Source organism: Streptomyces sp. NPDC059787 (assembly GCF_042732315.1).
Taxonomy (GTDB): Bacteria; Actinomycetota; Actinomycetes; order Streptomycetales; family Streptomycetaceae; genus Streptomyces; species Streptomyces atrovirens.
Genome location: NZ_JBHWHX010000001.1, coordinates 113,024 through 137,135, shown reverse-complemented (window position 1 = coordinate 137,135; position 24,112 = coordinate 113,024). Strand labels below are relative to the sequence as shown.

The following is a 24,112-nucleotide window of genomic DNA, read 5'->3' as shown; positions in this document are numbered from 1 at the left end:
AATCAATTGTCACGGAAAGCCACTTGCTGCTTCCGGCGGGCACGGCACGGGTCTACTCTGCCGGTACCGCTTGGGGGTGACGTCTGTGCGTATGACACCCAGGACACCGACGCCCGAGGTGCGTGTGCCGCGCCTGGTCGGACTGATGGCCGTGGACGCGCGCGAGTCGGCCCGGGCCCGGGGCCTGTCCGTGCACGCCCCGGACCGGCCGGACTTCCGGCTCGCCGTCGTCGACTACGTCGTACGCCAGTATCCGCAGCCCGGCACCGAGGTGCCGCGGGACTCCGTGGTCCACGTGTGGTTCGACTTCGGTGAGGGCGAGGGCGGCGGAGGGGTGCGCGAGCCGCGCGGGCCGGTGCCGCCGACGGGCGGGCGCCGGCGGGAACTGGAGGAGCCCGCCCTGCCCCACGCGGCGCTGCTCAGCTCTAGCTCTCCTTGAACCCCCGGTGCAGCGCCACCACGCCGCCCGTGAGGTCGCGCCACGCCACCTTCGACCAGCCGGCGCCCTGCAGCCGTCCGGCCAGCGCGGACTGGTCGGGCCAGGCGCGGATGGACTCGGCGAGATAGACGTACGCGTCCGGGTTGGACGACACCGACCGGGCGACCGGCGGCAGCGCGCGCATCAGGTACTCGGTGTAGACGGTGCGGAACGGCGCCCACGTCGGGTGCGAGAACTCGCAGATGACGATCCGCCCGCCGGGCCGGGTCACCCGGTGCATCTCGCGCAGCGCGGCGTCCGTGTCCTGCACGTTGCGCAGCCCGAAGGAGATGGTGACGGCGTCGAAGACGTCGTCCTTGAAGGGCAGCCGGGTCGCGTCGCCGGCCGTGTACGGCAGCCAGGCGTTGTTCCGCTTGCCGACCCGGAGCATGCCCTGGGAGAAGTCGCAGGGCACGACGTAGGCGCCGGCGCGGGCGAAGGGCGTCGACGAGGTGCCCGTGCCGGCCGCCAGGTCCAGGATCTTCTGCGCGGGCCGGGCGTCGACGGCCTTCGCGACCTCCTTGCGCCATCGCCGGTCCTGGCCGAGGGACAGCACGTCGTTCGTCAGGTCGTATCGTTCCGCGACGTCGTCGAACATCGAGGCGACTTCGTGCGGCTGCTTTTCCAGGGATGCGCGGGTCACGCGCCCATTCTTGCAGCCCGCCCTCCCGGCAGGAGCGTCGGCTTCCGGCGCGCGGCGACGTCCTCGACCCAGCCGCACGCGAGCACGAAGCCCCCGATCAGGATCCAGCCGACGCCGAACATGAACCACTGGCTCTCCAGCGGCAGATACTTCTCGAACGCGGGCACCTCCCAGAACCGGTCGATCAGCGGCACGGCCAGGATCAGCGCCAGTTCGTGCCAGAGGTAGATCGTCACGGCGCGCGCGTTGAACACGGTGACCAGCCGGGAACGGGACGGTCCCACGAGGCCCGCGTACTCCTTGGCGTACATCAGCAGCGTCACGAATCCGGCCGACCAGAAGGCCTGCGCGAGCGGGTTGTCGTCCAGGTCGTAGGTGCCGCCGTACGCGGACTGGTGGGCGAGGGCGTACCAGCCGCCGTACGCGAGCGCGGCGAGCGACGCCACGGCGACGGCGAGGGGGCGCAGCCGCCCGAGCACCCCCTCGTGGTGGGCGAAGCCGAGGAGCCAGCAGAACAGGAACGTCGCGAGGTCGGTGAGGGCGCTGCCGAGCCGGCCCTCCGGCGGCTGCCACGCGTACGTGAGGACGACGACCGGGACGAGCGACAGCACCAGCACCACGACCGGCGACAGCCGGAACACCCGCAGCAGCAGCGGGGAGAGCAGCACGAACCACAGGTACGTCCGCAGGTACCAGACGATCTCCCAGGCCTGCTCGGCCCAGGCGCTGCCCGGCGGGTCGCCGAGCGGCACGATCCAGTACACGATCTGCCACCCCGGCATCCAGCCGTGCACCAGCATCGCGGTGACCACGAAGAGGCCCCAGAACCAGAACGGCGGCAGCAGGCGGCGGACCCGGCCCCGGATCACCGTGAGCGCGGGGCGCCGCAGCGACCTGGCCATCAGGGTGCCGGCCAGCCCGAACATCACCCCCATCGACGGGAAGACCATTCCCGCCCAGGCCCAGCCGAAGGTGTGGTACGTCACGACCCGGACGAGGGCCACCGCGCGCAGGAGGTCGAAGTACCCGTCGCGGCCGGCCGGGGGCGACGGGGCGGCCGCCGGGCCGGCCGGGGCCGCCGGTTCCGGGCGTCCGGCCCGTGCGGCCCGTGTGTCCCGTGCGGCCCGTGTGTCCCGTGCGGCCCCCTTGCTGTGCGCCCCCATCAGCCGCCCGTCCCCGACGGCATCCCGACCTCGCCCGTCCGCTTCAGCTTCTGCCAGCGCAGCCGGCCGCCGGTCAGGGCGGTGACACAGGAGTGGATGAGGACGAGGTACATCATCTGCCGGTACGCGAACTGCTGCAGCGGCATCATCAGCAGATACCGGTACTTCTCCCGGTCGAGCCGGAAGGCGTACGCCGCGCACACCAGCTGCACGGCCAGGACGGCGATCCAGGCCAGCAGGGCCGCCTGGAAGTCGACGAAGACCATCGAGTACACGGTGAACACGTCGATGAGCGGCGCGAAGACCGGCGTGACGATCTGGAAGAGCACCACCAGCGGCATGCCGACCCGCCCGAACCGTCCCGAAGGCCCCTTGTCGGTGAGGGACTTGCGGTGCTTCCACAGCGCCTGCATGGTGCCGTACGACCAGCGGTAGCGCTGTGACCACAGTTGCCGCAGCGACCGGGGGGCCTCGGTCCACGCGCGGGCGTGCTCCTCGTAGACGACCCGCCACCCCTCACGGTGCAGTGCGATGGTGATGTCGGTGTCCTCGGCGAGGGTGTCCTCGCTCATCCCGCCCACCTGGAGCACCGCCTCGCGGCGGAACGCGCCGATCGCTCCGGGGATGGTCGGCATGCAGCGCAGCAGGTCGTACATGCGCCGGTCGAGGTTGAAGCCCATCACGTACTCGATGTGCTGCCAGGCCCCGATGACCGTGGAACGGTTGCCGACCTTGGCGTTGCCCGCGACGGCGCCCACCGACGGGTCGGCGAAGGCCTGCACCAGGCGGCCCACGGTGTCCGGTTCGAAGACGGTGTCGCCGTCCATCATCACGACGATGTCGTGCCGGGCGCTGCGGATGCCGTTGTTCAGGGCGGCCGGCTTGCCCGCGTTCTCCTGCCGGATCACCCGGACGTTGGGCAGACCGAGCGCCTCGGCGAGCTCCGCCGTGCCGTCCGTGGAGCCGTCGTCGACGACGATGATCTCGATCGGATGGGTGCTCCCGGCCAGCGACCTCAGGGTGTTCTCGATGCACTCCTTCTCGTTGTACGCCGGGACGATCACGCTGACCGGCCGGGTCACGGGCGGTCCCCAGCTGAAGCGGCGTCTGTTGCGCTGCCGGTAGTGGCGCCGGGCGAGGACGAGCATCAGACCGAACCGCCCCATGACGGCCACGCCCACGATCACCAGGCCGGCCGAGAGCGCGGGCACCGTCCACTCGGCGACGGTGACGGCCGCGATGAGCGCCTTGCCCTCGTAGAGGATCGTGCCGGTGGCGGGACGGTGGGATGCCTGGAGCTGGTTGCCGGTGCCGGACGGAGCACCGGCGGCGGGCCCGCCCGCTCCGGATCCGTCGGCCCCGGCGGGCTGCTGCTGCTGTTGCTGCTGCTCGGCCATGGCACCGCTGACGGTGGTGAAGGTGTAGCCCTCCGCCTGCATGTTCTCGATGTACTCCGCCAGCGCCTCGACGGTCTGCGTGCGATCGCCGCCGGAGTCGTGGAAGAGCACCGAAGCGCCTTCCCCGTCCTCCGGGGTGGCCCCTTCGACGATCTTCGCGACGCCCGGTTCCTTCCAGTCCTCGCTGTCGGTGTCGATGAAGACGCTGGTGTACCCGTCCTCGCCGAGCTGCTGGTAAACCTGCCAGCTGTAGTTGTCGATGGCGTCCGGCTTGGAGGAGTACGGCGCCCGGAACAGCGTGGTGGTGATCCCGGCCGCGCCCGCGAGCGCGAGCTGGGTCTGCTCCATCTCGCGGGTGACGCGGGCGGAGCTCTGGTACGACAGGTCGACGTGGGTGAAGGTGTGGACGCCGATCTCGTTGCCCTGGTCGACCAGGTCCTTCACGATGTCGGGGTAACGCGACACCATCGAGCCGACCACGAAGAACGTGCCGGGTACGTCGTACTCCTCCAGGACCTCCATGACCTTCGGCGTCCAGGTGGGGTCCGGTCCGTCGTCGAAGGTGAGCACGATCGTCTTGTCCGGGACGGAGGTGGTCTCGGCCTGCCCGCCGGGGAAGCTGAGGATCGGGCCGCCGTCGAGGATCTCGTCGGGCACCTCGGAGGACGAGGCCCCGGTGCGGACCCGCTGGTCGTCGCCGACCTCGGCGCGCAGATAGCCGTCGAGGAGCATCACGCAGGTCAGGGCGAGCAGGAGCAGCAGCGCGAGGAGTACCCGCGGCCGGTGCAGCGCTGCGGCCCGCCCGGCGGCGCGCTCGATACGGGTGGGGGCGCGGCGCCGGCCGCGCGCGGGGGGCGCCGCGGTCATGACGTCGCCGAGGGGGTGGGCACGGCGGTGGCACCCGGGGTGCCGGCCGGCGGGGACGGCGGTGCGCCGGTCGGGGCCGTCCCGCCCTGCGGACCCGCGCCGCCACCGGGACCGGCCTGACCCTGCCCGACCCCGAACGGCAGCAGCGAGGCCGGCGTGACCGAGGTGCCGATGCCCATGAAGGCCATACCCAGCACGACCGCGTACCCGACGCAGACGGCCCCCAGGAGCAGGCCGATCCGGCGCAGCAGCCTGGCCCGGCGTCCGGAGGAGTCGACGAAGACGGGTCCTTCGCCGGGCCCGTCAGGGCGTTTGCGGCGACGGCCGCGCGCGGCGGCGCGGCTTTCGATGGCGGGATCGGAATGCATGGCCCGGACGGTAGAGGCCGTTGTGCAGGAAAAACCTGGCGTTTCCTGTGAGTCTCCCGTGGGAGGGCCGCGAACCTCTCCGTCTCCTGAGAATCATCCGGGAACCGGGCGTACATCCTCAGAAAGCACACAGACCCGTGTGCCACGTTGGCCGTCCACCCGACGTCTCATGAACGGAACGAGCACGATGCGCGGTCCACTGAAGTCCGTTGCCGGGCTCGCCCTCCTCCCGGCCCTGGCCCTGGTCGCGGCCACCGCCGGCTGTTCCGCCGGGGACACCACGACGGACGCGGCCCCGGCGGATCCCGCCCCCTCGGCCTCGTCGTCGTCCGCGCCGGTCACCGCGTACGCCCCGTACGTCAGTGCCTCGGCGGCCTCCGACACCGACTCCGCGGGCTCCCCCACGACGTACAACCTGGCGTTCGTGATCTCCTCCGGCAGCGGCTGCACCCCGTACTGGAACGGTACCCAGGACATCGACGACGAGAGCGTGACGTCCCGGATCGCGGGGCTCACCGGGTCCGGCGCCGACGTCCGGGTCTCCTTCGGCGGCGCCTCCGGGGACGAGCTGGCGGCCACCTGCGACACCGCGGCGGAGCTGGCGGAGGCGTACGGCACCGCGCTGGACGCGGCCGGCGCCACCCGCGCCGACTTCGACATCGAGGGCGACGAACTCGCCGACTCCGCCTCCGTGGACCTGCGTTCGGAGGCGATCGCGCTGCTCCAGGAGGAGCGCACGGACCTGGAGGTGACGTTCACGCTCCCGGTCATGCCGTCCGGGCTCGACGAGGACGGGCTGGCACTGCTGGCGTCCGCGAACAATCACGGCGCCCAGGTCTCCACCGTCAACCTCATGACGATGAACTACGGCGAGTCCTACGACGGTGACATGGGCGAGTACGCCCTCACCTCAGCCGAGGCGGCGAACGCCCAGCTCCAGGAGGTCTTCGGGCTGTCGGAGGCCGATGCCTGGCGGGGCATGGCGCTCACCTCGATGCTCGGCGTCAACGACGTGGAGGGGGAGACGTTCACGCTCGCGGACGCGGCGGAGGTACGGGCGTTCGCGGAGGAGAAGGGGATCGCGTGGGTGTCGATGTGGTCGACGTTCCGGGACACGGAGTGCGGGGAGGACGCCTCCGCGGATGACGCGTTGACGAACTGCAGCGGGGTGGAGCAGGAGGACGGGGCGTTCGGGCAGGCGTTCGCGGGGTGAGGGCCGGCGCCGCCACGGGTCAGCGCCGCCGGTACACCAGCCGGCCGCCCACGACGGTGGCCACGCACGTGGACGCGCCGTTCCGCACGAGGGCGTCCCGGTCGGGCACGTCGAACACCGCGAACCGCGCGGGTCTCCCGGCGCCGAGGCCCGGCAGCAGCACGAGAGGAACCGGGGAGAGCGCCGCGGGCCCGGGCAGTGCGGCCGGACGCCCCGCCAGGGCGAGCCCGGCCCTGCGCACCGCGTCCAGGGCCTCGCGGCCGCGCAGCTCACCGGCGACCGCGACCGTTCCGTGCGCCAGCATGCGCTGTACTCCGCGGCGTGCGCTGGCGCCCCGCGCGGACGGTCCGGCGGCCAGGAGTGCCCGCGCTCGCTCCCCGAACACCGGCTCGGTACCGAGCCGGTCCGCCTCGCGCGGGTCGGGGTGGTACGCCTGCTCCAGCAGTTCCGGACCGTAGGGGTTGAGCAGACCGGGCGTCAGGATGCCGGGCCACCGCCGCAGCCGGGCGCCCGGATGACCGGCGGCCAGCTGTTCGTACGGGCCGACGGCGGCGATGTGCGCGCCGTCGACCACGACGGCGGTCCCGGGCGAGGCGTCGGCGGTGTGAAGGGTCAGCACGGGGACGTCAGTTGGCGGACAGGAGCTTCAGCTCCGGGTGGGCCGTGCCGCCCTCGATGGCGGTGGAGGAGATGTGGGAGACCACGCGCTCGTCGACGGGGTCGTTCGCCGGGTCGTCGTGGACGACGAGGTGCTCGTACGTCGTCGACCGCTGGGCCGGGACCCGCCCCGCCTTGCGGATCAGGTCGATGATCTCCATCCGGTTGGAGCGGTGCTTGGCGCCGGCGGAGGAGACGACGTTCTCCTCCAGCATGATGGAGCCGAGGTCGTCCGCGCCGTAGTGCAGGGAGAGCTGGCCGACCTCCTTGCCGGTGGTCAGCCAGGAACCCTGGATGTGGGCCACGTTGTCGAGGAAGACGCGGGCGATGGCGATCATCCGCAGGTACTCGAAGAGCGTGGCCTGGGTGCGGCCCTTCAGGTGGTTGTTCTCGGGCTGGTAGGTGTACGGGATGAACGCGCGGAAGCCGCCCGTGCGGTCCTGTACGTCCCGGATCATCCGCAGGTGCTCGATCCGCTCGGCGTTGGTCTCGCCGGTCCCCATGAGCATGGTGGACGTGGACTCGACGCCGAGGTTGTGCGCGATCTCCATGATCTCCAGCCAGCGCTCGCCGGACTCCTTGAGCGGCGCGATGGCCTTGCGGGGACGGGCGGGGAGCAGCTCGGCGCCCGCACCGGCGAAGGAGTCGAGCCCGGCCGCGTGGATCCGGGTGATCGCCTCGTCGACGCTCACCTTGCTGATCCGCGCCATGTGCTCGACCTCGCTCGCCCCCAGGCTGTGGATGACGAGCTGCGGGAACTCCTTCTTGATGGCGGCGAAGTGCTTCTCGTAGTACTCGACGCCGTAGTCCGGGTGGTGACCGCCCTGGAACATGATCTGCGTACCGCCGAGTTCGACGGTCTCGGCGCAGCGCCGCAGGATGTCGTCGAGGTCACGGGTCCAGCCCTTGGCCGTGTCCTTGGGGGCAGCGTAGAAGGCGCAGAACTTGCACGCCGTGACGCACACGTTCGTGTAGTTGATGTTCCGCTCGATGATGTACGTCGCGATGTGCTCCGTACCGGCGTACCGGCGCCTGCGCACGGCGTCGGCGGCGGCGCCCAGCGCGTGCAGCGGGGCGTCGCGGTAGAGGTCGAGGGCCTCCTCGGGGGTGATCCGCCCACCGGCGGCGGCACGGTCGAGGACGGTCTGAAGGTCGGCCTTCTCGGTCACCGGCGTCCCTTTCGTAAGGGTGTGGACGGACCGATCCAGCGTACGTCAGCCGGTTGTGCCCGTTGACGTCAGGCCGCGTACGCGCCGATCAGCAGCCCCGCGAAGGCCCCGCTGATCAGGAAAGGACCGAACGGGATCGCCGTCTTGCGTCCCGCCTTCCGGGCGACGACGAGGGCACCCCCGTACAGCGCCCCGAACACGAACCCGGCGAGGGTGCCGAGCATCACGGTCGGCCAGCCGTACCAGCCGAGGACGGCGCCCGCGCCGAGCGCGAGCTTGACGTCGCCGAAGCCCATGCCGCCGGGGTTGATGAGGAACAGCACGAAGTAGCCGGCGCCCAGTGCGAGCGCGCCCAGCAGGGCGGTGGTCCACTCCCCCGCGTGCCCGGGGGCGAGGGCGGTGAGGCCGAGCAGGGCGAGGGCGGCTCCGGCGAGGGGGAGGGTGAGCGGGTCGGGGAGCCGCTGCACCCGGAAGTCGACCACCGCCAGCAGCACCCCGACGGGTGCGAGCAGCAGCCAGACGAACAGCTCGGGCCGGGTACCGGTGGCGGCGGCGAGGGCGGCGCAGACGAGGGCGGTGACGACGACGGACGTGGTGCCGGGTCCGTACGGCGGTCCCGCGCACGGCCCGCACCGGGCCCGCCCGAGCCAGCCGCCGACCGGGTGCCCCGCCGGGCACGCCGTCCGCCACGCCTCCCCCGACGGGACGGAGAACCGGTAGGCCGCGCGGGGCAGCACCGCGCCGGCCGCCGCGCCCCACAGCGCGGCGGCGACGACCAGCGCGATGTCCAGGGAGTCGGTCATCCCGCCGCCGCGACCGCGTCGCGCCAGGTGGGCAGCAGTTCGTCGAGCAGCGCCTCGGTGCGCGGCGGCAGCCCGCGGGCGCCGGCGCGGCCGACGAGGTCGGCGGCGAGGGCGGTGAGCCGCTCGGGGTCGTCGAGGGCGTGGGTGGCGCGCAGCAGTTCGTTCCACAGCCGCTCGTCGGCCGGGGCGGTGCGCAGCGCGGCGTTCAGCGCCTCGATGGCCTTCTCCGCGCGGTTCTTCTCCAGGTGGAACTCGGAGAGCGCGAGTCCGGTGTCCGCGACGAGCAGCGGGAGCTGGGCGTCGACGATCTCGTGGGTGAGCCAGCGGTAGCGGCCCTCGGGCCGGTCGGCGAGCAGCGGTCCGCGCACCAGCACCAGCGCGTCGGTGAGCAGCCGGCCGCGTACGGCCCGGCTGTCGACGCCCTTGCCCTGGGTGGCCTCGTGGTACAGCGACCGCAGCACGTCCAGGTCGGAGACGACGGACTTGGCGAGGGTGAGCCGTCCGGTGGAGTCCGTGCCGAGGCGGGGGGTGCCGTCGGGGTCGGTGCCGAGCCAGGCGCGCAGCCGCTCGATCAGCGCCTCGCGCACGTCGTCGGTGACGCCGCGCGGCCACAGCGCGGACGACAGCACGCGCGGGTGGACGCCCTCGCGGTGCAGGAGCAGCAGCGCGAGCGCCTCGTGCAGCAGGGCGCTGCGTTCGCCGTCCGGGGTGTCCAGGCCGATGATCTCGTACGGTCCGACCAGGCGCGCGTAGACGGCGGGCCGCCCCTGCTCGCTGATGTCGACGAGGAACGGCGGGGTGTCGCCGGGCCCGTCCGGTCCGTGCTCGGGGTCGGCGTCGGTGAACAGCTCGACGACCGCGCGCTGTTGGGCGGCGGGCAGGAGCTGGGCGTCGAGTTCGAGGCCGAGGAGGGGGGCGAGCAGCTTGCCCTCGCCGGTGATCTCCATCTCCCAGGCGGCGCCCGGCAGATCCCCGCTGCCGGTGCCGACGAGGTAACCGATGCCGAGGCGGCCGGCGTCGGCGGCGAGTTCGGCGAGCGTGACGGCGTCCTCGGCGGACGGCTCGGCGGCGAGCAGCACGAGGTGCGGGGCCCAACGGGTGTGCTGGGCCGGGCCGGTGCGCCCGGTGAGCACGGAGTCGTGCCCGGCGGCGCCGAGCGCCCCCCGCCGCTGCCGCGTCTCGGCCTCCATGGTCTCGATCAGCGCCTCGATGCCGTCGAGGTGGCGCAGCCGGCTGGGCGCGAGCGGGGTCAGGTCCTCACCGAATCCGACGAGGGTGATGGTCATCCGGTCCGACCAGCCGTTGGTGGCCAGCTCGGCGGCGACGGAGGCGAACACGGCGGCCCGGTCGGCCTCGCTGCCGCTCAGCGAGACGATGCCGGGGACCGACTCCAGGTTGAGCAGCAGCCGCGAGTCGTCCATGGTGCCGAGGCAGACGAGGCCCGGGTAGGGAGCGGCGGTGTCGACGTCCTCGTACCGTACGGCGTCGTCCTTGGCCAGCGTCCAGAACGTCTGGTCCTGTCCGGGCTGCCAGGGCGCCGGCGGCTTCCCGGACGGCTGGGCGAGCTGGAGGTGCAGGTCGCCGTTGCTGAGCCAGGCCGCGTAGACGGTGGGCAGCGGGCGGGACTCGGCGGCGAGGGACGCGGCGAGCCCGCGCAGCGACCGGTCGAGCAGCCGTACGCCCTCGGGGTCGGCGCCGACCAGCAGCGCGTCCTGGACGTCCTGGGCGTCCCCGGTCGGCGTCGGCGGCTCCATCCCGCGCCGCCCGCCGATACCGCCGAACGCCGACTGCCACAGCGCCTGCCGCCGCCGGTGCCCGAGCGCGCCGAGGAGACCGGCGGCCAGGAGGGGTGCGGCGAGAAGGGCTTCGGGGAGGCCGAAGGAGGAGGAGTCGTGGGCAGGGGTGGCGTGCTGCCGGGCGGGCTCCTGGTGACCGGCGTTGTCGTTCGCGGGAGCGGGAGCGGGGGCGGGCCGCTGCTCGGGAACGGAGACATGAGCGGCACCGCTGCCGCTGCCACCACCGCCCTGCGCGTGGTCCCCGGTCCTGTCGTAGTCACGGATCTGCTGCTGCACCTCGGGCGAGACCTCGGGTGCCTCGTCCGGCATCTCGACGAGGTCGCCGCCGCGCGCGTCGCCGGGCATCTCCATGATCCAGCCGGGCCGGATCAGACTGGCCTCGGACAGCTTGGAACCGTCGGGCTGGGTACGGTCCTTGTTGAGCTCGAAGATCTCCTTGTACCGGCGCCCGTCACCGAGGTGCCGCTCGGAGATCTCCCAGAGGGAGTCGTGGTGACGCCCCTCGGGCGGCTGGATCCGGTAGAACTTCGTGTCGCCCTGCTGCTTGGCACTGCTGCCCGCGGCGGCTTCGGCGTGCGACGCCTGCTCGGCGAGCGCGGCGGCGGTACCGGCCGCCTGCTCCTGCTGCTGGGCGAAGAACCCGGGGGTCTGCTGGGCGGCGGCCACGGCGGGCCGCTGATTCCCCTCCAGGCTCTGCCCGAGCTGGCTGAGCCCCGGAGTGAAGCTGGCGGCGGTGGCGCCGACGAGCAGCACGGCGGCGACGAGCTGCCGGGCGAGCAACTGGCTGGGCCCGGCCCCGGGCACCCGCCCCGGCACCCCGACCCCCGACAGCGCGGCCTTCATCTCGACGAGCACACACGCGGTGAACTGCGCCCAGGCGAGCCAGACGACGAAGGTCAGGATGGAGAGGAAGGTCTGGACGGAGATGTCCTGCTTGAGCCACTCCATCGGCTCGAACGTGTCCGGCAACGGCCAGCCGGCGGTCACGGCCAGCGCGAACGGCACCCCGACGAGCAGCGCGGCCAACGCCACGAAGGCGAAGAACGCCTTGACGAAGTCCCCGAACGACCGCCGCCGCACCCGCACCGGCTGCGGCGTCCTGTTCCTCGGAGCCGTCGAACTGGACGGGCTGGGACTGCGGCGTCGCGGCATGGCGGGTGTCCTGGGTGTGTGGGAAGAGGGTCTACTGAGCCTACGGAGATCTTATTGACTCGAACGGCCCCAGTCGAAGGCCTCCTCCCACCGCGACTTCCCCGACGGCCCCACAGGACCTGCCGATCAACCGCTGAACAGGTCCTCGGCCCGGGTGGCGTGAACAGCCCGCTGGGCCCAGAGCTCGAGCTGATCGAGGTCGGCGCAGGCCTGTACCCGCTCCCGTACGGCGTCGGGCACCGGGACACCCCGCCACTCCAGGATGCGCAGCGTCATCGCGGCGCGATCCTCGACCCGGCCCTCTTCCCGGCCCTCTTCGCGCACCTGCTCCGCCACCGGGTGCCGGAAGAAGTAGTGGATCGCCGCCATCAGGTCCCTCCAGATTTCCTTGGCCTGGGTATCGATCAGGCATGAGTCGACGAACGCAACGAAAACCGCCGCGCTCTCGGCGTCCATGGTCCGCAAGGCGGCAGCCAGCGGTTCCAGTATGGCCGCAGCCCGCTTCCCCCGGCCATGTGTCATGGCCGAGAGCACCGCGAGCGGTACATCCCGCTCCGCCTCCTGTTCGTCCCTGATCACCGGTACGTTCTCCGGCCCCAGCACCAGCGGCCGAACGGTCAGCGAGTGCCAGCCAGGCAGTCCGAGCCTGATCGGCCGAGCCGCCCACCGCGCCGTGGCCCTGCTCTGAGTGATCACGATGAGGACCGGCTCGCAGCGGTACTTCGCATACAAGTACGACAGGTAGTACGCCCAGCTTCCCCGCTTGGCGTCGTCCACTTTCCCCTGCGCCTCGACGACCAGGAGGTACGCCCCCTTGTCCGTCTCCACGCGCATCAGCGTGTCGACGCGCCGCTCGACCGGCTCGATCTCCGTCAGGTCCGCGTTCAACACCGCGAAGTCCCGCGGCTCGGGGAAGTGAATGTTCAGGACACGCTGCAATGCCCGCGTCAGCAGCGCGGGGTCCTTCTGGAAGACCCTGTGCAGCGCCTCGTGCGACGAGCTGACCATCAGCTCTCCTTCCTGATCAGCACGATCAACGCGTCAGACCGCGACGAGGTCACACCACACGTACTTGCCCCGGCTGCCGTCCCTCGCGTGGGGCTGCCAGCCCCAGAGGTCCGCGCAGGCCCGCACCAGGGCCAGCCCCCGCCCCTCCTCCGCTTCGGCGAGCCGCTCCCAGCGCCCCGGCGGCTCGGGCGGTTCCGGGTCCGTGTCCCACGCGCCGATGCGCAGCACGCCGTCCGACCAGCGCACGCGCAGCGCGGCCGGCCCCTTCGTGTGCCGTACGGAGTTGGCGACCAGCTCCGTCGCCAGCAGTTCGGCGGTGTCGACGAGGCCGATCAGGCCGTGCATCGTGAGGATCAGCCGCAGGGTGCGGCGGCAGATGGTCACGGCGCGTGGGTCGTTGGGGATGGACAGGGTGTACTCCCAGGAGGTGGCGGCCTCTTCGACGCCGGTTTCGGGCATGCGTGGACTCCTGTCAGGGATGGGAGAGGGCCAGGCGGTGGCTCCGCCGCGTCCGTCATGGCATGACGGAGCGGTGCGCTTCCGGCACCGGACGGTTCCGCACCGTGTGCGACACATCACCGACGGTATTTCCTAACTTTAGGAAATCACAAGCGCCTGCCGTATTCTGACCCTCGAACGAGGTACGCGGGCCAGGCACTTGGGACCAGGAGGCATGGATTGCCACCGAAGAGACATCTCACGGCCCGCAGGGTGCGGTTGGGCACCGAGCTGCGCAGACTGCGCGAGGCGATGGGCATGAAGGCGAAAGAGGTCGCGGAGCTGCTCGGCGCCGACTCCGTACAGATGAGCCAGATCGAGTCCGGTGTCGCGGGTGTGAGCGAGAAGCGCGTACGTCGCCTCGCGGCGCACTACGCCTGCACGGACGAGGAATTGATCGACGCGCTCGTCGCGATGGCCACCGACCGCACACGCGGATGGTGGGAGGAGTACCGGGGAGTACTGCCCCCGGTGTTCCTGGACACCGCCGAGGTCGAGCACCATGCCACGGCCCTGCGCGAGATCGTGATCACACACGTTCCCGGGTTGCTCCAGACCGCCGACTACGCCCGCGCGGTGTACACCTACATGATGCCGGGCCTACCCGAGAGCGAACTGGCTCCTCGCATGGAACACCGGATGAGACGGCGCGCTGTGATCGGGGGTACCGACCCGACACCGTACGAGACGATCATCCATGAATTCGCCCTCCGGGTCCGCGTGGCCGACCGCCAGGTGGCCCAGGCGCAACTGGGCCAGATCTTGAAGCAGATCGAGGACGGTCACGCGACCGTACGCGTCATCCCCACCCACCAGGACGGTTTCGCCGGTGCCGACGCCTCGATGATGCACGCATGCGGCCCCGTGCCCCAACTGGACACCGTACTGCGCGACTTCCCCACCGGGACCGCCTTCATTGACGCGGAACCTCAACTGAATCAACTTCGAACACTGTTCCGTAAAGTGGAGAAGGCGTCGCTGGACCCCGCGGCGTCGCTGGATTTCATCCACCACTTGACGAAGGAACTGTGAGACGAGCCATGACCGAGCCCTTGCACTGGCGGAAGTCCTCGTTCTCCGGCGGCGGCGACGGCAACACCTGCGTGGAGATCGCGCCGCTGCGCACCCGAGTCGCCATACGCGACTCCAAACACCCCACCCACGGCCCCCTCTCCTTCCCGGCCCTCGCTTTCAACGCCTTCGTCGAAGCCCTCAAGTCAGGCGGTGCACCGGTATGAGCAAAGGGAAAAGCGACCTCGCGCTTCCGCTGACCGAGATGGAGGACTACGGGCGTCGCCTGCGGTCCCTCAAGACGCGGATGAACCACACCAAGAAGCTCTTCGAGTCCTACAAGGACGACATCGGCGACGGCGGTGTCAACGACGCGCTCTCCGACTTCGAGTCCAACTGGGAGGACGGCCGCGAGGACATCACCCAGCAGCTCGACGCGCTCGCGAGCATGTCCGACGCCGTGGTCCGTGAGTTCAAGAAGCTCGAGGACGAACTCACCAAGCAGGTCAACGAGAAGATGAAGGTCGAGGACAAGCGCCCCAAGAAATGAGCCGGGCCCCGGCCTGCGAGCAGACCGGGGCCCAGTACACGCGCTCAGAGCATCGTGGTGCGCACGGCGCCCTCGTGGCCCACCGAGCCGCCGAGACCGGCGGAGACGCAGAGCGGACCCGCCTCGGCGTACACGCCCACGCCGACGGAACCGTGGTCCAGGACGACGGCCACACCGGCGTCGATGCCGGCGGAGACGGAGTGTCCACCGGAGACGTTGTCCAGGTCCGCGTCGGAGATTTCGGCCGTTTCGACCTGGGGGACGAAGTTCATGGCTGGCCTTTCCATTCGTAGCGAGGAACGCAACGGCGGGGAGTTCGCCGGACGCCCGGAACCGGGACTCACTCCGACGAGCCGTGCCCACTGATCAAAGCACGCCCACCAACAGCCGACCAGTGGCGCGTAGTTGACAGGCACTGCCTCAGCGTCACCGAATTCACCAGTGTGGAAATACGGTCACGGAATGGGCCGACGCCTTCACGTCGCCCACCGATTCCCGAAGCCGTCGGCCACCGGCAGGCGCTTTTCCGAACGGCCCCCACACCGCGCCACGACTTCCTCCCGATTCCCTTCCCTCTCCGTGCGGCCGCCCGGTGAACGGTGTGCAGGTCCGAGGGATTTTTCGGGTCGGGGCGACTGTGACACTCCAGGGGGCGTCAGCCCACCTCGTTCTCCGCGACCGCCTGCCCGCGCACCACCACGTCCCCGCCGTAGAACATGCCCGTGAAGACCGGCGCGTACGTCAGCTGCACCTCGACCTCCACCGCATCCGCCGTCGCCGCCACGCAGCGCGTTCCCGCGATGTCCGCCCCGGACATGTCCATCTCGCGGGCGAACGCCTTCACCCGGGCGTCGCAGTTCTCGTAGTTGATCGGCGCGGGGCCGCCCACGTCGTCGTACAGCGCCTCGCGGTCGATGTCCTGGGCTGCGTAACGGGCCGCCTGTTCCGCGATGTCCGCCGCACGCTCCCGCTTGGAGATGGACATGCCGCCGTCGATGACGAACGCCGCCAGGGAGAGGAAGACCAGCGCGAAGATGATGACCGCGCCGGCGCCCGAGCCGCGGTCGTCCAGCCGCGTACGGCGGTCCGACAGCCAACTCCGCACACGTGCACGCGCCGCTCTCACGCCGTCCTCCGATACGGATCCAGCGGCGAGCTGAAGCTCGCGTTCAGGGTCGTAGGGATGTCCAGGCCCAGCATGGCCAGACCCCGCACCTCGCAGCTCACCTCGACCGTGAAGATGGTGTCCGGCTCGAAGCCCTGGCTGGTCTGCACGACGCTCACCGGACCGGAGCAGACGTCCGCGAGGTTGGCCTCCGCCGCCGCCCGCGCCTCCGCCATCGCCGTACCGTGGTCCTTCTGGATCGAGCCCGCGCGGGCCGCGTCACGCGCCGCGCCGTCCAACGCGCCGCGCCCGTCCACCAGTTGCCCGAACGCCACCAGCACGAGGATGAACAGGATCATCACCGGCGCGAGGATGACCACCTCGACGGTCGACAGGCCCCGGTCCCGGTCGTCGTCCGACCGCACGACGCCCCCGTCCCCCAGGGGAAACCCCATCTAGTTCTCCCCCTCCTGCACGAACCGCTCCACCGGCCCCACCGACTGCGCGTGCACCGTCAGGTCCAGGCCCGGGAACACCGTCGGGACGCGGGCCGTGATCTCCACACCCACCGTGTCCTGCTCCGGCTGGAGCAGCCGCACGTCGGGGCCCAGCACCAGCTGCGGGCCGAGCTGCCGGATGTAACTGTCCACCACACCCCGTGCCTCGCCCCGCCAGCCGCCCGGCTGGGCGTCCGCCGTGGCACGCGCCTTGCGCGCACCCGCCTGCGCCGCCGCCTGGGCGACGTGATCGGCGAAGAAGTACAGCGCGAACTGCACCGTCGCGAAGATCATGAAGAACAGGACCGGCGTGAGGAACACGAACTCGATCGCGGTCATGCCGGACTCGCCGCGGGCGGAGGCGGCCTCCACCCGTCGGCGTACCCAGCGGCGTACGCGCACCGACATCCCCGTGAGAGAGGTGACGGCCGTCAGCAGGTGCCGCTCGCCTGGGCGCCCTTGATGCAGTCGCCGACCTTGTTGGCGCCCTCGCTCAGCGCGGCGTTGATGATCGCGGCCACGACGCCGACGATCGCCACGACGACCGCCGAGATGATGACCCACTCCACCGCGGAGGCCCCGCGGTCCAGTTCGCCGGAGCGGGCGCGCTCCACGCGGGCCCGCATGAAGGTGACCAGGAAGTCCACGGCGGGGATGCCGGTGTGGAAGGTACGTCCGTTCATGACGCGTTGTCCTCTCGAATTCGGTTCACGGGAGTTCTGACGTACGGCTCGGGGTTCGCGGTTCTCACACCTGGAACACCCGCATCGCCGCAGGGAAGATCAGGAACACGAGGAACCCCGCGCACAGCAGCAGCTGTGCCACGAGCATCGACTGGGACTTCTCGCCCGCGCTGCCCTCGATCTCGGCGAGTTCGCGGTGCCGCATGGTCTCGGCGCGGGAGGCGAGGGACTCGCGCACCTTGGCGCCGTCGTCCGCGACGAGCGCCAGCGACGCGGAGAGGTCCTTGAGCTCCTCCACGCCCAGCTCCTCCCCCAACTGCCCCAGCGCCTGCCACTGGCTGATGCCGGTGATGCGGGCGTCGGCGAGGGCGTTGCGGATGCGCTGCGTCGCCCAGCCGTCGGACACCTCGGCCGCCGCCATCAGCGCCTCCGGCAGGCCCCGCCCGCCGGCCAGGCTCATCGACACCAGGTCCAGGTACGCACCGATCACCCGGCGCAGGTCGCGCCGCTTCTCGGCGGCGTCCCGGCGCACCTCCAGGTCCGGCAGGAAGAAGAACAGCGCCGCGCACAGCAGGGCCATCCACACCGGGATGATCGGGCTGTCGGCCAGGGCGAGCGTCCAGACGATGGCGAAGAGGAACGGGCCGAAGAACAGACCCGCGACCGACAGCAGCACCTTGGTCGCCAGGAACTTCTCCCAGCTGCGGTCCAGGACGGCGAGGTCCGCGCGCAGCGAACGCTGCTCCCACCCCTGCTGCAGGTAGAACTCCGCGACCCGTACGCCCACTCCGGCCCGCAGCGAGCCGAAACGGCCGGTGTCCTGCGCCGCCGTCCGCGCCGACCCGTACGCCGTTCCCCGCGCCCGCATCGCGTCGATCCGGGCGACCTGGGAGATCGCACTGCGCTTGGTCGGCATCAGCGCGCGGACCAGGACGTAGATGCCCAGTCCGATGACCGCGCCGACGACGACCGGCATCGTCAGTTGGTCACTCACCGGCGTACCCCCTCTTCCGGCTGGAGCGGCGCCTGCTGCTGGGCGGCCGGTGCGGCACCGGGTGTACGCGGACGCACGAACCGCACCGCCGACTCGTCGCGCACCAGGAACCGTTCGGGCGTCTCGATGGTGGACAGCTTGCGCAGCCACCAGAAGCCGAGCGCGAACAGACCGCAGACACAGGCCAGTACGAGCTGTCCGACCGCCGTTCCGTACGGCTCGACGAACTCCCGGTTGAAGATGGACAGTCCGAGCACGAACGCGATCGACACGGCGACGACGATCTGCACCGAACGCCGGGTGGAGGCACGCTGCGCCATCACGCGCTGCCGCATGTCGACCTCCTCGCGCGCCGACTTGGCGAGCGCGCCCAGCACCTGCCGCAGACCGGGTCCGCGCAGCCGGGCGTTGAGGATGAGGGCGGCGACGATGATGTCGGCGGAGGCGTCGTCGATCTCGTCGGCGAGCTGCTGGAGCGCCTCGGCCAGCGGGGTGCGGGAGCGCAGCCGGTCGACGAGCGCGTCAAGGTGCGGGCGCAGCACGGGCGCGGCGGCCCGCGCGGACGCGGGGATGGCCTGCTCCAGGCCCACCGCGCCGGCGATGGTGTCGCGCAGCGACTCGGTCCAGGAGGCCAGCGCCTCCACGCGCCGCATCGCGGCCTTCTCCTCCCCGGCCCCGCCGAAGAGGCGGTCCCAGAAGAAGACGAGGACGGCGGCGGCGATGCCGGCGACCGTCCAGCGGGTCAGCAGCAGCACGGCGAGGCCGACGATCGCGGCGAGGGAGCCGCGCCGGCCGGCGAACCGGACCAGCTCGTTCGCCCGCTCGCTCGCCTTCTGCTTCTCGTGCTCGGGCTTGGCGGGCAGTCCGCGTACGGCGACGGCGAGCAGGGCGAGTCCGCCGCCGACGGCGACGCCGCACGCGAGCGCGTACAGGACGGTGGTGGAGAACAGTCCGCCCATGGCGCCGAGCGAGTCGAGCGCGGCCAGCGGGATGGTGGCAGAGGTGCTCACCGGCTCACCCCCACGTTCCGCTGGGCCGGTAGCCGTAGGCCATCAGTTCCTCCAGGCAGGCTATGGGGGCGTGCGCGGTGACCCGCCCGTCGGGGGCCTCCGCGAACACCTCGCTGGACAGCACCCGTCCGTCGACGCCGTTGACCTCGCGCACGGAGGTGACCATGCGCTGGAGGCGGCCGCCGCTCTGGTATTCGTTGCGCCGCTGGATGAACACGACGAAGTTCACGGCGCCCGCGATCAGCATCTGGCTGGCCTCGATGGGCAGCCGTTCCGTCGCCTGCAGGGCGTAGGTGGAAATACGGTTGAAGACCTCGCTGGAGCTGTTGGCGTGGATCGTGGACAGTGAACCGTCGTTGCCCTGGGACATCGCGTTCAGCATGGTCACGATCTCGTCGCCGAGCACCTCACCGACGATGACGCGGGAGGGGTTCATGCGCAGCGACCGGCGCACCAGCTCCGCCATGGAAATGGTGCCCTGTCCCTCGGAGTTGGGCAGCCGTTCCTCGAACGCCACCACGTTGGGGTGGAGGTCGGGGAACGTGTCGAGCCCGAGCTCCAGCGCCCGCTCGACGGTGATGAGCCGCTCCTGCGGCGGGATCTCGTTGGCGAGGGCGCGCAGGAGGGTCGTCTTGCCGGCGTTGGTCGCGCCCGCGATCATGACGTTCTTGCGGGCGCGGACGGCGCAGGCGAGGAAGTGGCCGAGCTCGGGGGTGAGCGTCCCGTTGCCGACGAGGTCGGAGATGAACACCTTGCCCATGCGCGCACGCCGGATGGACAGCGCGGGCCGCCGCGTCACGTCCATGACGGCCGACAGACGCGAACCGTCCGGCAGCCGCAGGTCGAGCTGGGGGTTGGCGGAGTCGAAGGGCCGGGACGACAGACCGGAGTACGCGCCCAGCACCTGGATCAGCTCGATGAGCTCCTCGTCGGTCTCGGCGACGGCGTCACCGCGCACCTCGCGCCCGTCCGAGTAGCCAACGAACACCTGGTCGCAGCCGTTGATGTCGATGTTCTCGACCTCGGGGTCGTCCAGCAGCGGCTGGAGCCGCCCGACCCCGAACAGCGCGGCGTGCACGGCGGCCGCGTACTGCTCCTCGGTCTCGGCGTCCAGCGGCGTACGGCCCGCGTTGATCTCCGCGCGGGCGTACTCCTCCAGTATCTGGGCGATGACGGCACGGGCGTACTGCCGCTCGTCCTCGGTGGACATCGGCGTGACGCCGTTGACCTGGTCGAGGCGGCGCTGTTCGGCGATCCGGTCGCCGGCGTCCTGACGGAACCGCTTGACCAGCTGATGGTCGACAGCGGTCATCGCCCGGCCCCGTGCGCCTGGGGCGGCTGCTGAGCCTGGGCCTGCGCCTGGGCCTGGGCCGCCCACGCGGCGCCGTACTGCTGGTACACGTCGGCCGTCACCTTGCGCGCCGAACGGATCAGCAGCGACTTGTCGAGCCGGCCGCGCCTGCGCCCGGCCAACTGCTCGGCACCGGCCGGGTCGTCGGCGAGGGTGCCGACCACCCGGGCACCGGTCTGCGCGTGTACGAGCATGTCGTTGACCTGGGACGCGAGCTTGGCCGCGTTGCCCGTGTCGGCGACGAGGACGACGCCGATCACCGGGTTGCCGAGGGTCGCTGCACCGCGCGGCCCGCCGTGCAGCTTGCCCGCGAGTGCGGCGGCCCGGTCCCGTACCCGCGCGAGCGCCTCCGGCTCGGTGCGCGAGACGAGCAGGACGAGGGAGGCGTGCGGGAACAGCTCCACGGCCGGGGTGTCCCCGCTGATCCGTCCGCAGTCGGCGATGACGTCGGCGGGCGCGTGCGGGGAGTCGGCGAGCGAGGCGAAGGCGTGCCCGAGCGTCGGCCACAGCCCGGCGAGCCCGGCGGCCTGCTCGGCGATCCCGAGCCCGACGAGCACTTCCAGTCCGCCGCTCAACGGCTGGACGTGGTCCCAGAGTTGATCGGGCACGAGTCCGCGCCGCGCGGTCGCGGCGATGGACAGCATCCCGGTGTTCGGGTTCAGCGGCCCGCCGTGCGCGGCGGCACTGCGGTACACGAGGTCACCACCCGCCGGGTCGGTCTCGGCGAGCAGCACCCGCCGCGGCCAGACCGCCGCGAGAGCGACGGCCGCGGTGGTGACGCCGGGGGAACCCTTGTCGGCGGCGAGGGCGATGAGGGCCATGGGTCGGGTGCCGCCTTCTAGTTGCCAGGAACGAGGACGAGAGCCACCTCGCCGTTGGAGGCGGCCTGGGTGAGCACCGCGGCGTCGGCGCTGTCGACGAGCAGCGTCACGGACTTGTTGGCGCTGCTGACGAGGTCACCGCTCTGCTCCGCCGGTACGGAGTTCACCCGCGCCTCGTCCACGATCAGGGTGTTGCCCCCGCCGGTGGAGCCGGAGGAACCACTGTCGGCGTCGGAGTCGGAGCGTGAGGTACCACCGACGCGGTAGGCGGCAACGGCGTCACCGTTCTCCAGACCGGCCGGGTACTGCCCCTCCTTGAGGGAGAGCCCGACGAGGGCCTTGCCGTCGGGGACCTTGGCCTCGTCGCCGAACATCTCACCGACGGCGACCACACCGGCCGGGATCGTGCTGACGGCCTTGAGGTCCTTCAGGGCGTCGAGTTGAGTCCACTCGACGTAGTGGATGCCCGGGTCCTCGGCGACCATGACCGACGTGGTGTTGGCATCGGTGACCTTCTGCCCGGCAGGGATCTCCTTGGTGATCTTCACGACCTCGATCCGGTCCCCGGCCTGCAGCACGAGCATCGTGGCACCGAGCGCACCGACCAGGATCAGCAGCACCGCCAGCGCGGCCAGCGCCGGTTTGCGCTCGCGGGGCGGAGTGGGAAGCCGGTCACCGACCGCCGGCCCGGCCGGTGCCGCGGAACGGCCGGCGCCCGCCCCCGTACGCTCTTGGATCTTCACGCAACCGCTCCCCGTACACCCAAGACGATGTCTGCCAAGTTCCCTGAAATCACAGACACTTCACCCATGTCCACTCACGCACGGACATGCGCGACGGACCGGACCCACCCGCCCGGACCGGGCGAATAGCCAACGCTGGGGGTGAGTGTCAAGCCATCGCACCGTATCAGCCACACATAAGCCCCTCAAGGCGGAGTCCGTCTCACGGCCCCCATCCCGCACACCGTTACTGATCTGCAATTTCACTGTTGAACAACCCAGTTGAGAGCAGCGGACCACCTGTGCGGAAGCGAACCGTCACCACACCCCGGCCGCCACGGACGACGTACGGTTCATCACGCACCGCACATGAGCCCTGCACGATTCACTCACGAGGGCACCGGGCGACCGTGCCATGATCTTCGCCCGGACCGGTGACGGGATGTACGGGGACAGGGGGACTCAGAAGTGGCGAGGACTCGAACGGAACTGCTGCCGCTGAACGGATCGACGCTGGCGAACGACCCACGCCTGCTGGAGAAGGTCTACGCGATCGGTGCGCGCCACGGCATGGATTACACCGACGACACAGCGGTGACCGCGTTGTTGACGGAACGGCGCCGCACCCTGGAACGCATTCAGCGCGGCCCTTTGGTGTGGCCGGGTGCCCTCACCCTGGCGGCAGCCGTGGTCTGGCCGCTCCTGGCCCCGCGGGTCCCCGGACTGGCGGACAACCCGGTTCTGTCCTACGCCCCCGCCGGTCCTCTGCTGCTCATCGCCGTGGCGTGCATCGCCCTCGTCCACGTCCGCTGGAAGCGTGAACTCACCCAGGGAGCCCTGACCGGCTACCGAGAGGTCCTGGGCCTCGCGCGAGCCCACGGTTACGGGCCGACCCACGTACCCGCGTGGCTCGAGGGCCGCAGCACGTTGGGCGGCAGCGGGAAGGGAGCGGCGCCCGTCCCGACGTACCCGCGAGTGGCCCCGCAGCCGACGGACGCCGCCCTCCGGACCGGCGGCTCTCCCACCACCCCGTCGGTACCCCCGAAGCCGGAGGCGGTGACCGCCTACGAACGCATCGCCGCTGAGGGCGGCTGGCACGACGAGGCCGGCTGCCTCCTGGTCGCGGCCGGTGCCGGCGGCGCGATCTGGGCAGCGACCTCGGACGCCCCACTGGGCTACGCGGCCCTGGTCCTCGTCCCCGTGGCCGTCGCCGTCTGGCTGGCGGGCAGCCGCCAGGGTGACGAGAAGCAACGGCTGCGGGCGGAGGCGGAGGCGTACGTCGAAGCGGTGGCAGCGGCACAGGCGGCGGGCGTGCAAGTACCCGAACTCTCACCGGCATTGCGTGAACTACTCGATCAGTGACGCCCTCGGCGCCGTCCGCCCCGCAACCACCACTCCACGAACACCCTTGAGGAAAGCGCCACATGAACCGAGCAACGGTGGCCGCCGCGACCGCCTTGACGCTGATGTCCCTGACCACGCTCACCGCGTGCGGCGGGGAGGGCGAGTCGGACAAGGCGACGGGTGAACCCCGGCCCTCCGCCTCCCGGGCGAAGCAGCCCACTCCTGCCGAGAAGCTGGCCGAGCTCATGGTCGCCCCCGCCGACGTGAAGGGCTTCTCGGTGCAGGAGCACAGCGACGAGTTCGCCCTCGCCAAGTCGCCGGAGGAGGTCACCCTCGACAAGCCGGCCTGCGCGCCCCTGGCGTACGCGATCAACCAGCTCCCGCTCGGCGAACCACAGGCCGACCTCACGCGTGTGCTGGCGGACGAGGCGAAGGGCCTGAACAGCGCACACACCTACATCACGCTCACCACCTACGCGTCCGGTGGGGCACAGTCCGCCCTGGCCGACGTGAAGAAGGCCGTGGCGGCCTGCGGCGACGGCTTCACGGCAAAGGGAAGCGGCGGCACCAGCACGTACGGCTCCGTCACGCCGGAGGACGTCGCCCCGGCGGGCGACGAGACCCTCGGTTTCACGTCCACGCTGACCTTCCGCGGCGCCCCGCACACCATGCACACCCAGGTCGTCCGCGAGGGCGAGGTCCTCGGCGTCTACTTCTCGGTCAACGGCACGGCCATCGCCAACGCCAGGCCGAGCGACGCGAAGCTGACCCCGGCGGTGGTGAAGGCGCAGAACGTGAAACTGGGCTGACAC

Annotated in this window: 27 protein-coding genes; 7 read left to right on the top strand and 20 right to left on the bottom strand. The window is 71.2% G+C overall.

Annotated elements, in window-relative coordinates:
* Window positions 1-91: 91 nt before the first annotated feature.
* Window positions 92-439, top strand: coding sequence for a PASTA domain-containing protein (locus ACFV5H_RS00695; protein ID WP_385191992.1), 348 nt, complete (start codon window positions 92-94; stop codon window positions 437-439).
* Here the strand turns inward: ACFV5H_RS00695 and ACFV5H_RS00690 are convergent.
* From ACFV5H_RS00690 to ACFV5H_RS00675, 4 genes are read right to left on the bottom strand one after another with little or no spacing between them, the layout of a single operon-like run.
* A complete protein-coding gene (locus ACFV5H_RS00690; protein ID WP_385191990.1) occupies window positions 426-1,121 on the bottom strand; it encodes a demethylmenaquinone methyltransferase in 696 nt (231 codons plus the stop codon). The genes ACFV5H_RS00695 and ACFV5H_RS00690 overlap by 14 nt on opposite strands.
* Window positions 1,118-2,284 (bottom strand): acyltransferase, encoded by a 1,167-nt coding sequence (locus ACFV5H_RS00685; protein ID WP_385191987.1) that lies wholly within the window; start codon window positions 2,282-2,284, stop codon window positions 1,118-1,120. Before ACFV5H_RS00685 ends, ACFV5H_RS00690 begins: the two co-directional genes overlap by 4 nt.
* The gene (locus tag ACFV5H_RS00680; protein WP_385191985.1) at window positions 2,284-4,548 is read right to left on the bottom strand and encodes a bifunctional polysaccharide deacetylase/glycosyltransferase family 2 protein; all 2,265 of its coding nucleotides are present in this window, start codon (window positions 4,546-4,548) and stop codon (window positions 2,284-2,286) included. The genes ACFV5H_RS00685 and ACFV5H_RS00680 overlap by 1 nt, the downstream gene beginning before the upstream one ends.
* Window positions 4,545-4,916, bottom strand: coding sequence for a hypothetical protein (locus tag ACFV5H_RS00675; RefSeq protein WP_385045551.1), 372 nt, complete (start codon window positions 4,914-4,916; stop codon window positions 4,545-4,547). The genes ACFV5H_RS00680 and ACFV5H_RS00675 overlap by 4 nt, the downstream gene beginning before the upstream one ends.
* A gap of 187 nt (window positions 4,917-5,103) precedes the next feature.
* On the opposite strand from ACFV5H_RS00675, the gene ACFV5H_RS00670 reads away from it, so the two are divergent.
* Entirely contained in the window at window positions 5,104-6,129 is a 1,026-nt protein-coding gene (locus tag ACFV5H_RS00670; RefSeq protein WP_385191982.1) for a chitinase, read from the top strand.
* Between the two features lie 19 nt (window positions 6,130-6,148).
* Here the strand turns inward: ACFV5H_RS00670 and ACFV5H_RS00665 are convergent, their stop codons facing one another.
* From ACFV5H_RS00665 to ACFV5H_RS00640, 6 genes are all read right to left on the bottom strand, one after another.
* Window positions 6,149-6,748 (bottom strand): hypothetical protein, encoded by a 600-nt coding sequence (locus ACFV5H_RS00665; protein WP_385191980.1) that lies wholly within the window; start codon window positions 6,746-6,748, stop codon window positions 6,149-6,151.
* 7 nt (window positions 6,749-6,755) lie between these two features.
* Window positions 6,756-7,955, bottom strand: coding sequence for a cyclic dehypoxanthinyl futalosine synthase (gene mqnC, locus ACFV5H_RS00660; RefSeq protein WP_385045543.1), 1,200 nt, complete (start codon window positions 7,953-7,955; stop codon window positions 6,756-6,758).
* A 68-nt stretch (window positions 7,956-8,023) separates the two neighbouring features.
* A complete protein-coding gene (locus ACFV5H_RS00655; RefSeq protein ID WP_385045540.1) occupies window positions 8,024-8,758 on the bottom strand; it encodes a prepilin peptidase in 735 nt (244 codons plus the stop codon).
* Entirely contained in the window at window positions 8,755-11,706 is a 2,952-nt protein-coding gene (locus ACFV5H_RS00650; protein ID WP_385191977.1) for a BTAD domain-containing putative transcriptional regulator, read from the bottom strand. The genes ACFV5H_RS00655 and ACFV5H_RS00650 overlap by 4 nt, the downstream gene beginning before the upstream one ends.
* 126 nt (window positions 11,707-11,832) lie before the next feature.
* Window positions 11,833-12,714, bottom strand: a complete 882-nt coding sequence (locus ACFV5H_RS00645) for a hypothetical protein (RefSeq protein WP_385191975.1) — start codon at window positions 12,712-12,714, stop codon at window positions 11,833-11,835.
* Window positions 12,715-12,747: 33 nt separating this feature from the next.
* Window positions 12,748-13,173, bottom strand: coding sequence for an ATP-binding protein (locus ACFV5H_RS00640; RefSeq protein ID WP_385191972.1), 426 nt, complete (start codon window positions 13,171-13,173; stop codon window positions 12,748-12,750).
* Window positions 13,174-13,392: 219 nt separating this feature from the next.
* Between ACFV5H_RS00640 and ACFV5H_RS00635 the strand changes: the two genes are divergently transcribed.
* The 3 genes from ACFV5H_RS00635 to ACFV5H_RS00625 are packed head-to-tail and all read left to right on the top strand — an operon-like array spanning window position 13,393 to window position 14,773.
* A complete protein-coding gene (locus ACFV5H_RS00635) occupies window positions 13,393-14,244 on the top strand; it encodes a helix-turn-helix domain-containing protein (RefSeq protein WP_385191970.1) in 852 nt (283 codons plus the stop codon).
* A gap of 8 nt (window positions 14,245-14,252) precedes the next feature.
* The gene (locus ACFV5H_RS00630) at window positions 14,253-14,450 is read left to right on the top strand and encodes a DUF397 domain-containing protein (RefSeq protein WP_385191967.1); all 198 of its coding nucleotides are present in this window, start codon (window positions 14,253-14,255) and stop codon (window positions 14,448-14,450) included.
* Window positions 14,447-14,773 (top strand): hypothetical protein, encoded by a 327-nt coding sequence (locus ACFV5H_RS00625; protein WP_385191964.1) that lies wholly within the window; start codon window positions 14,447-14,449, stop codon window positions 14,771-14,773. The genes ACFV5H_RS00630 and ACFV5H_RS00625 overlap by 4 nt, the downstream gene beginning before the upstream one ends.
* Before the next feature lie 44 nt (window positions 14,774-14,817).
* Here ACFV5H_RS00625 and ACFV5H_RS00620 read toward each other — a convergent pair whose 3' ends face one another.
* From ACFV5H_RS00620 to ACFV5H_RS00575, 10 genes are all read right to left on the bottom strand, one after another.
* Window positions 14,818-15,045, bottom strand: coding sequence for a hypothetical protein (locus ACFV5H_RS00620; protein WP_385045522.1), 228 nt, complete (start codon window positions 15,043-15,045; stop codon window positions 14,818-14,820).
* Between the two features lie 383 nt (window positions 15,046-15,428).
* Window positions 15,429-15,899, bottom strand: coding sequence for a pilus assembly protein TadG-related protein (locus tag ACFV5H_RS00615; RefSeq protein ID WP_385045519.1), 471 nt, complete (start codon window positions 15,897-15,899; stop codon window positions 15,429-15,431).
* Window positions 15,896-16,333: a TadE/TadG family type IV pilus assembly protein gene (locus ACFV5H_RS00610; protein ID WP_385191962.1), complete on the bottom strand. Its 438-nt coding sequence runs from the start codon at window positions 16,331-16,333 to the stop codon at window positions 15,896-15,898. The genes ACFV5H_RS00615 and ACFV5H_RS00610 overlap by 4 nt, the downstream gene beginning before the upstream one ends.
* Window positions 16,334-16,783, bottom strand: a complete 450-nt coding sequence (locus ACFV5H_RS00605) for a TadE/TadG family type IV pilus assembly protein (protein WP_385045513.1) — start codon at window positions 16,781-16,783, stop codon at window positions 16,334-16,336.
* A gap of 23 nt (window positions 16,784-16,806) precedes the next feature.
* Window positions 16,807-17,058, bottom strand: a complete 252-nt coding sequence (locus tag ACFV5H_RS00600; protein WP_385045511.1) for a hypothetical protein — start codon at window positions 17,056-17,058, stop codon at window positions 16,807-16,809.
* 64 nt (window positions 17,059-17,122) lie between these two features.
* Window positions 17,123-18,034, bottom strand: a complete 912-nt coding sequence (locus tag ACFV5H_RS00595) for a type II secretion system F family protein (RefSeq protein ID WP_385045691.1) — start codon at window positions 18,032-18,034, stop codon at window positions 17,123-17,125.
* Between the two features lie 14 nt (window positions 18,035-18,048).
* The gene (locus tag ACFV5H_RS00590) at window positions 18,049-19,011 is read right to left on the bottom strand and encodes a type II secretion system F family protein (RefSeq protein WP_385045688.1); all 963 of its coding nucleotides are present in this window, start codon (window positions 19,009-19,011) and stop codon (window positions 18,049-18,051) included.
* A gap of 55 nt (window positions 19,012-19,066) precedes the next feature.
* Window positions 19,067-20,374, bottom strand: coding sequence for a CpaF family protein (locus tag ACFV5H_RS00585; RefSeq protein ID WP_385045508.1), 1,308 nt, complete (start codon window positions 20,372-20,374; stop codon window positions 19,067-19,069).
* Entirely contained in the window at window positions 20,371-21,234 is an 864-nt protein-coding gene (locus tag ACFV5H_RS00580; protein ID WP_385191960.1) for a hypothetical protein, read from the bottom strand. Before ACFV5H_RS00580 ends, ACFV5H_RS00585 begins: the two co-directional genes overlap by 4 nt.
* Window positions 21,235-21,251: 17 nt before the next feature.
* Complete coding sequence (locus ACFV5H_RS00575; protein WP_385045505.1) at window positions 21,252-21,977, bottom strand: hypothetical protein; 726 nt, start codon at window positions 21,975-21,977, stop codon at window positions 21,252-21,254.
* 447 nt (window positions 21,978-22,424) lie between these two features.
* Here ACFV5H_RS00575 and ACFV5H_RS00570 point away from each other — a divergent pair, with 447 nt between their 5' ends.
* Together ACFV5H_RS00570 and ACFV5H_RS00565 are read left to right on the top strand one after the other, a co-directional pair.
* A complete protein-coding gene (locus tag ACFV5H_RS00570) occupies window positions 22,425-23,318 on the top strand; it encodes a hypothetical protein (protein WP_385191958.1) in 894 nt (297 codons plus the stop codon).
* 62 nt (window positions 23,319-23,380) lie between these two features.
* Window positions 23,381-24,109, top strand: coding sequence for a hypothetical protein (locus ACFV5H_RS00565; RefSeq protein WP_385191956.1), 729 nt, complete (start codon window positions 23,381-23,383; stop codon window positions 24,107-24,109).
* Window positions 24,110-24,112 lie beyond the last annotated feature (3 nt).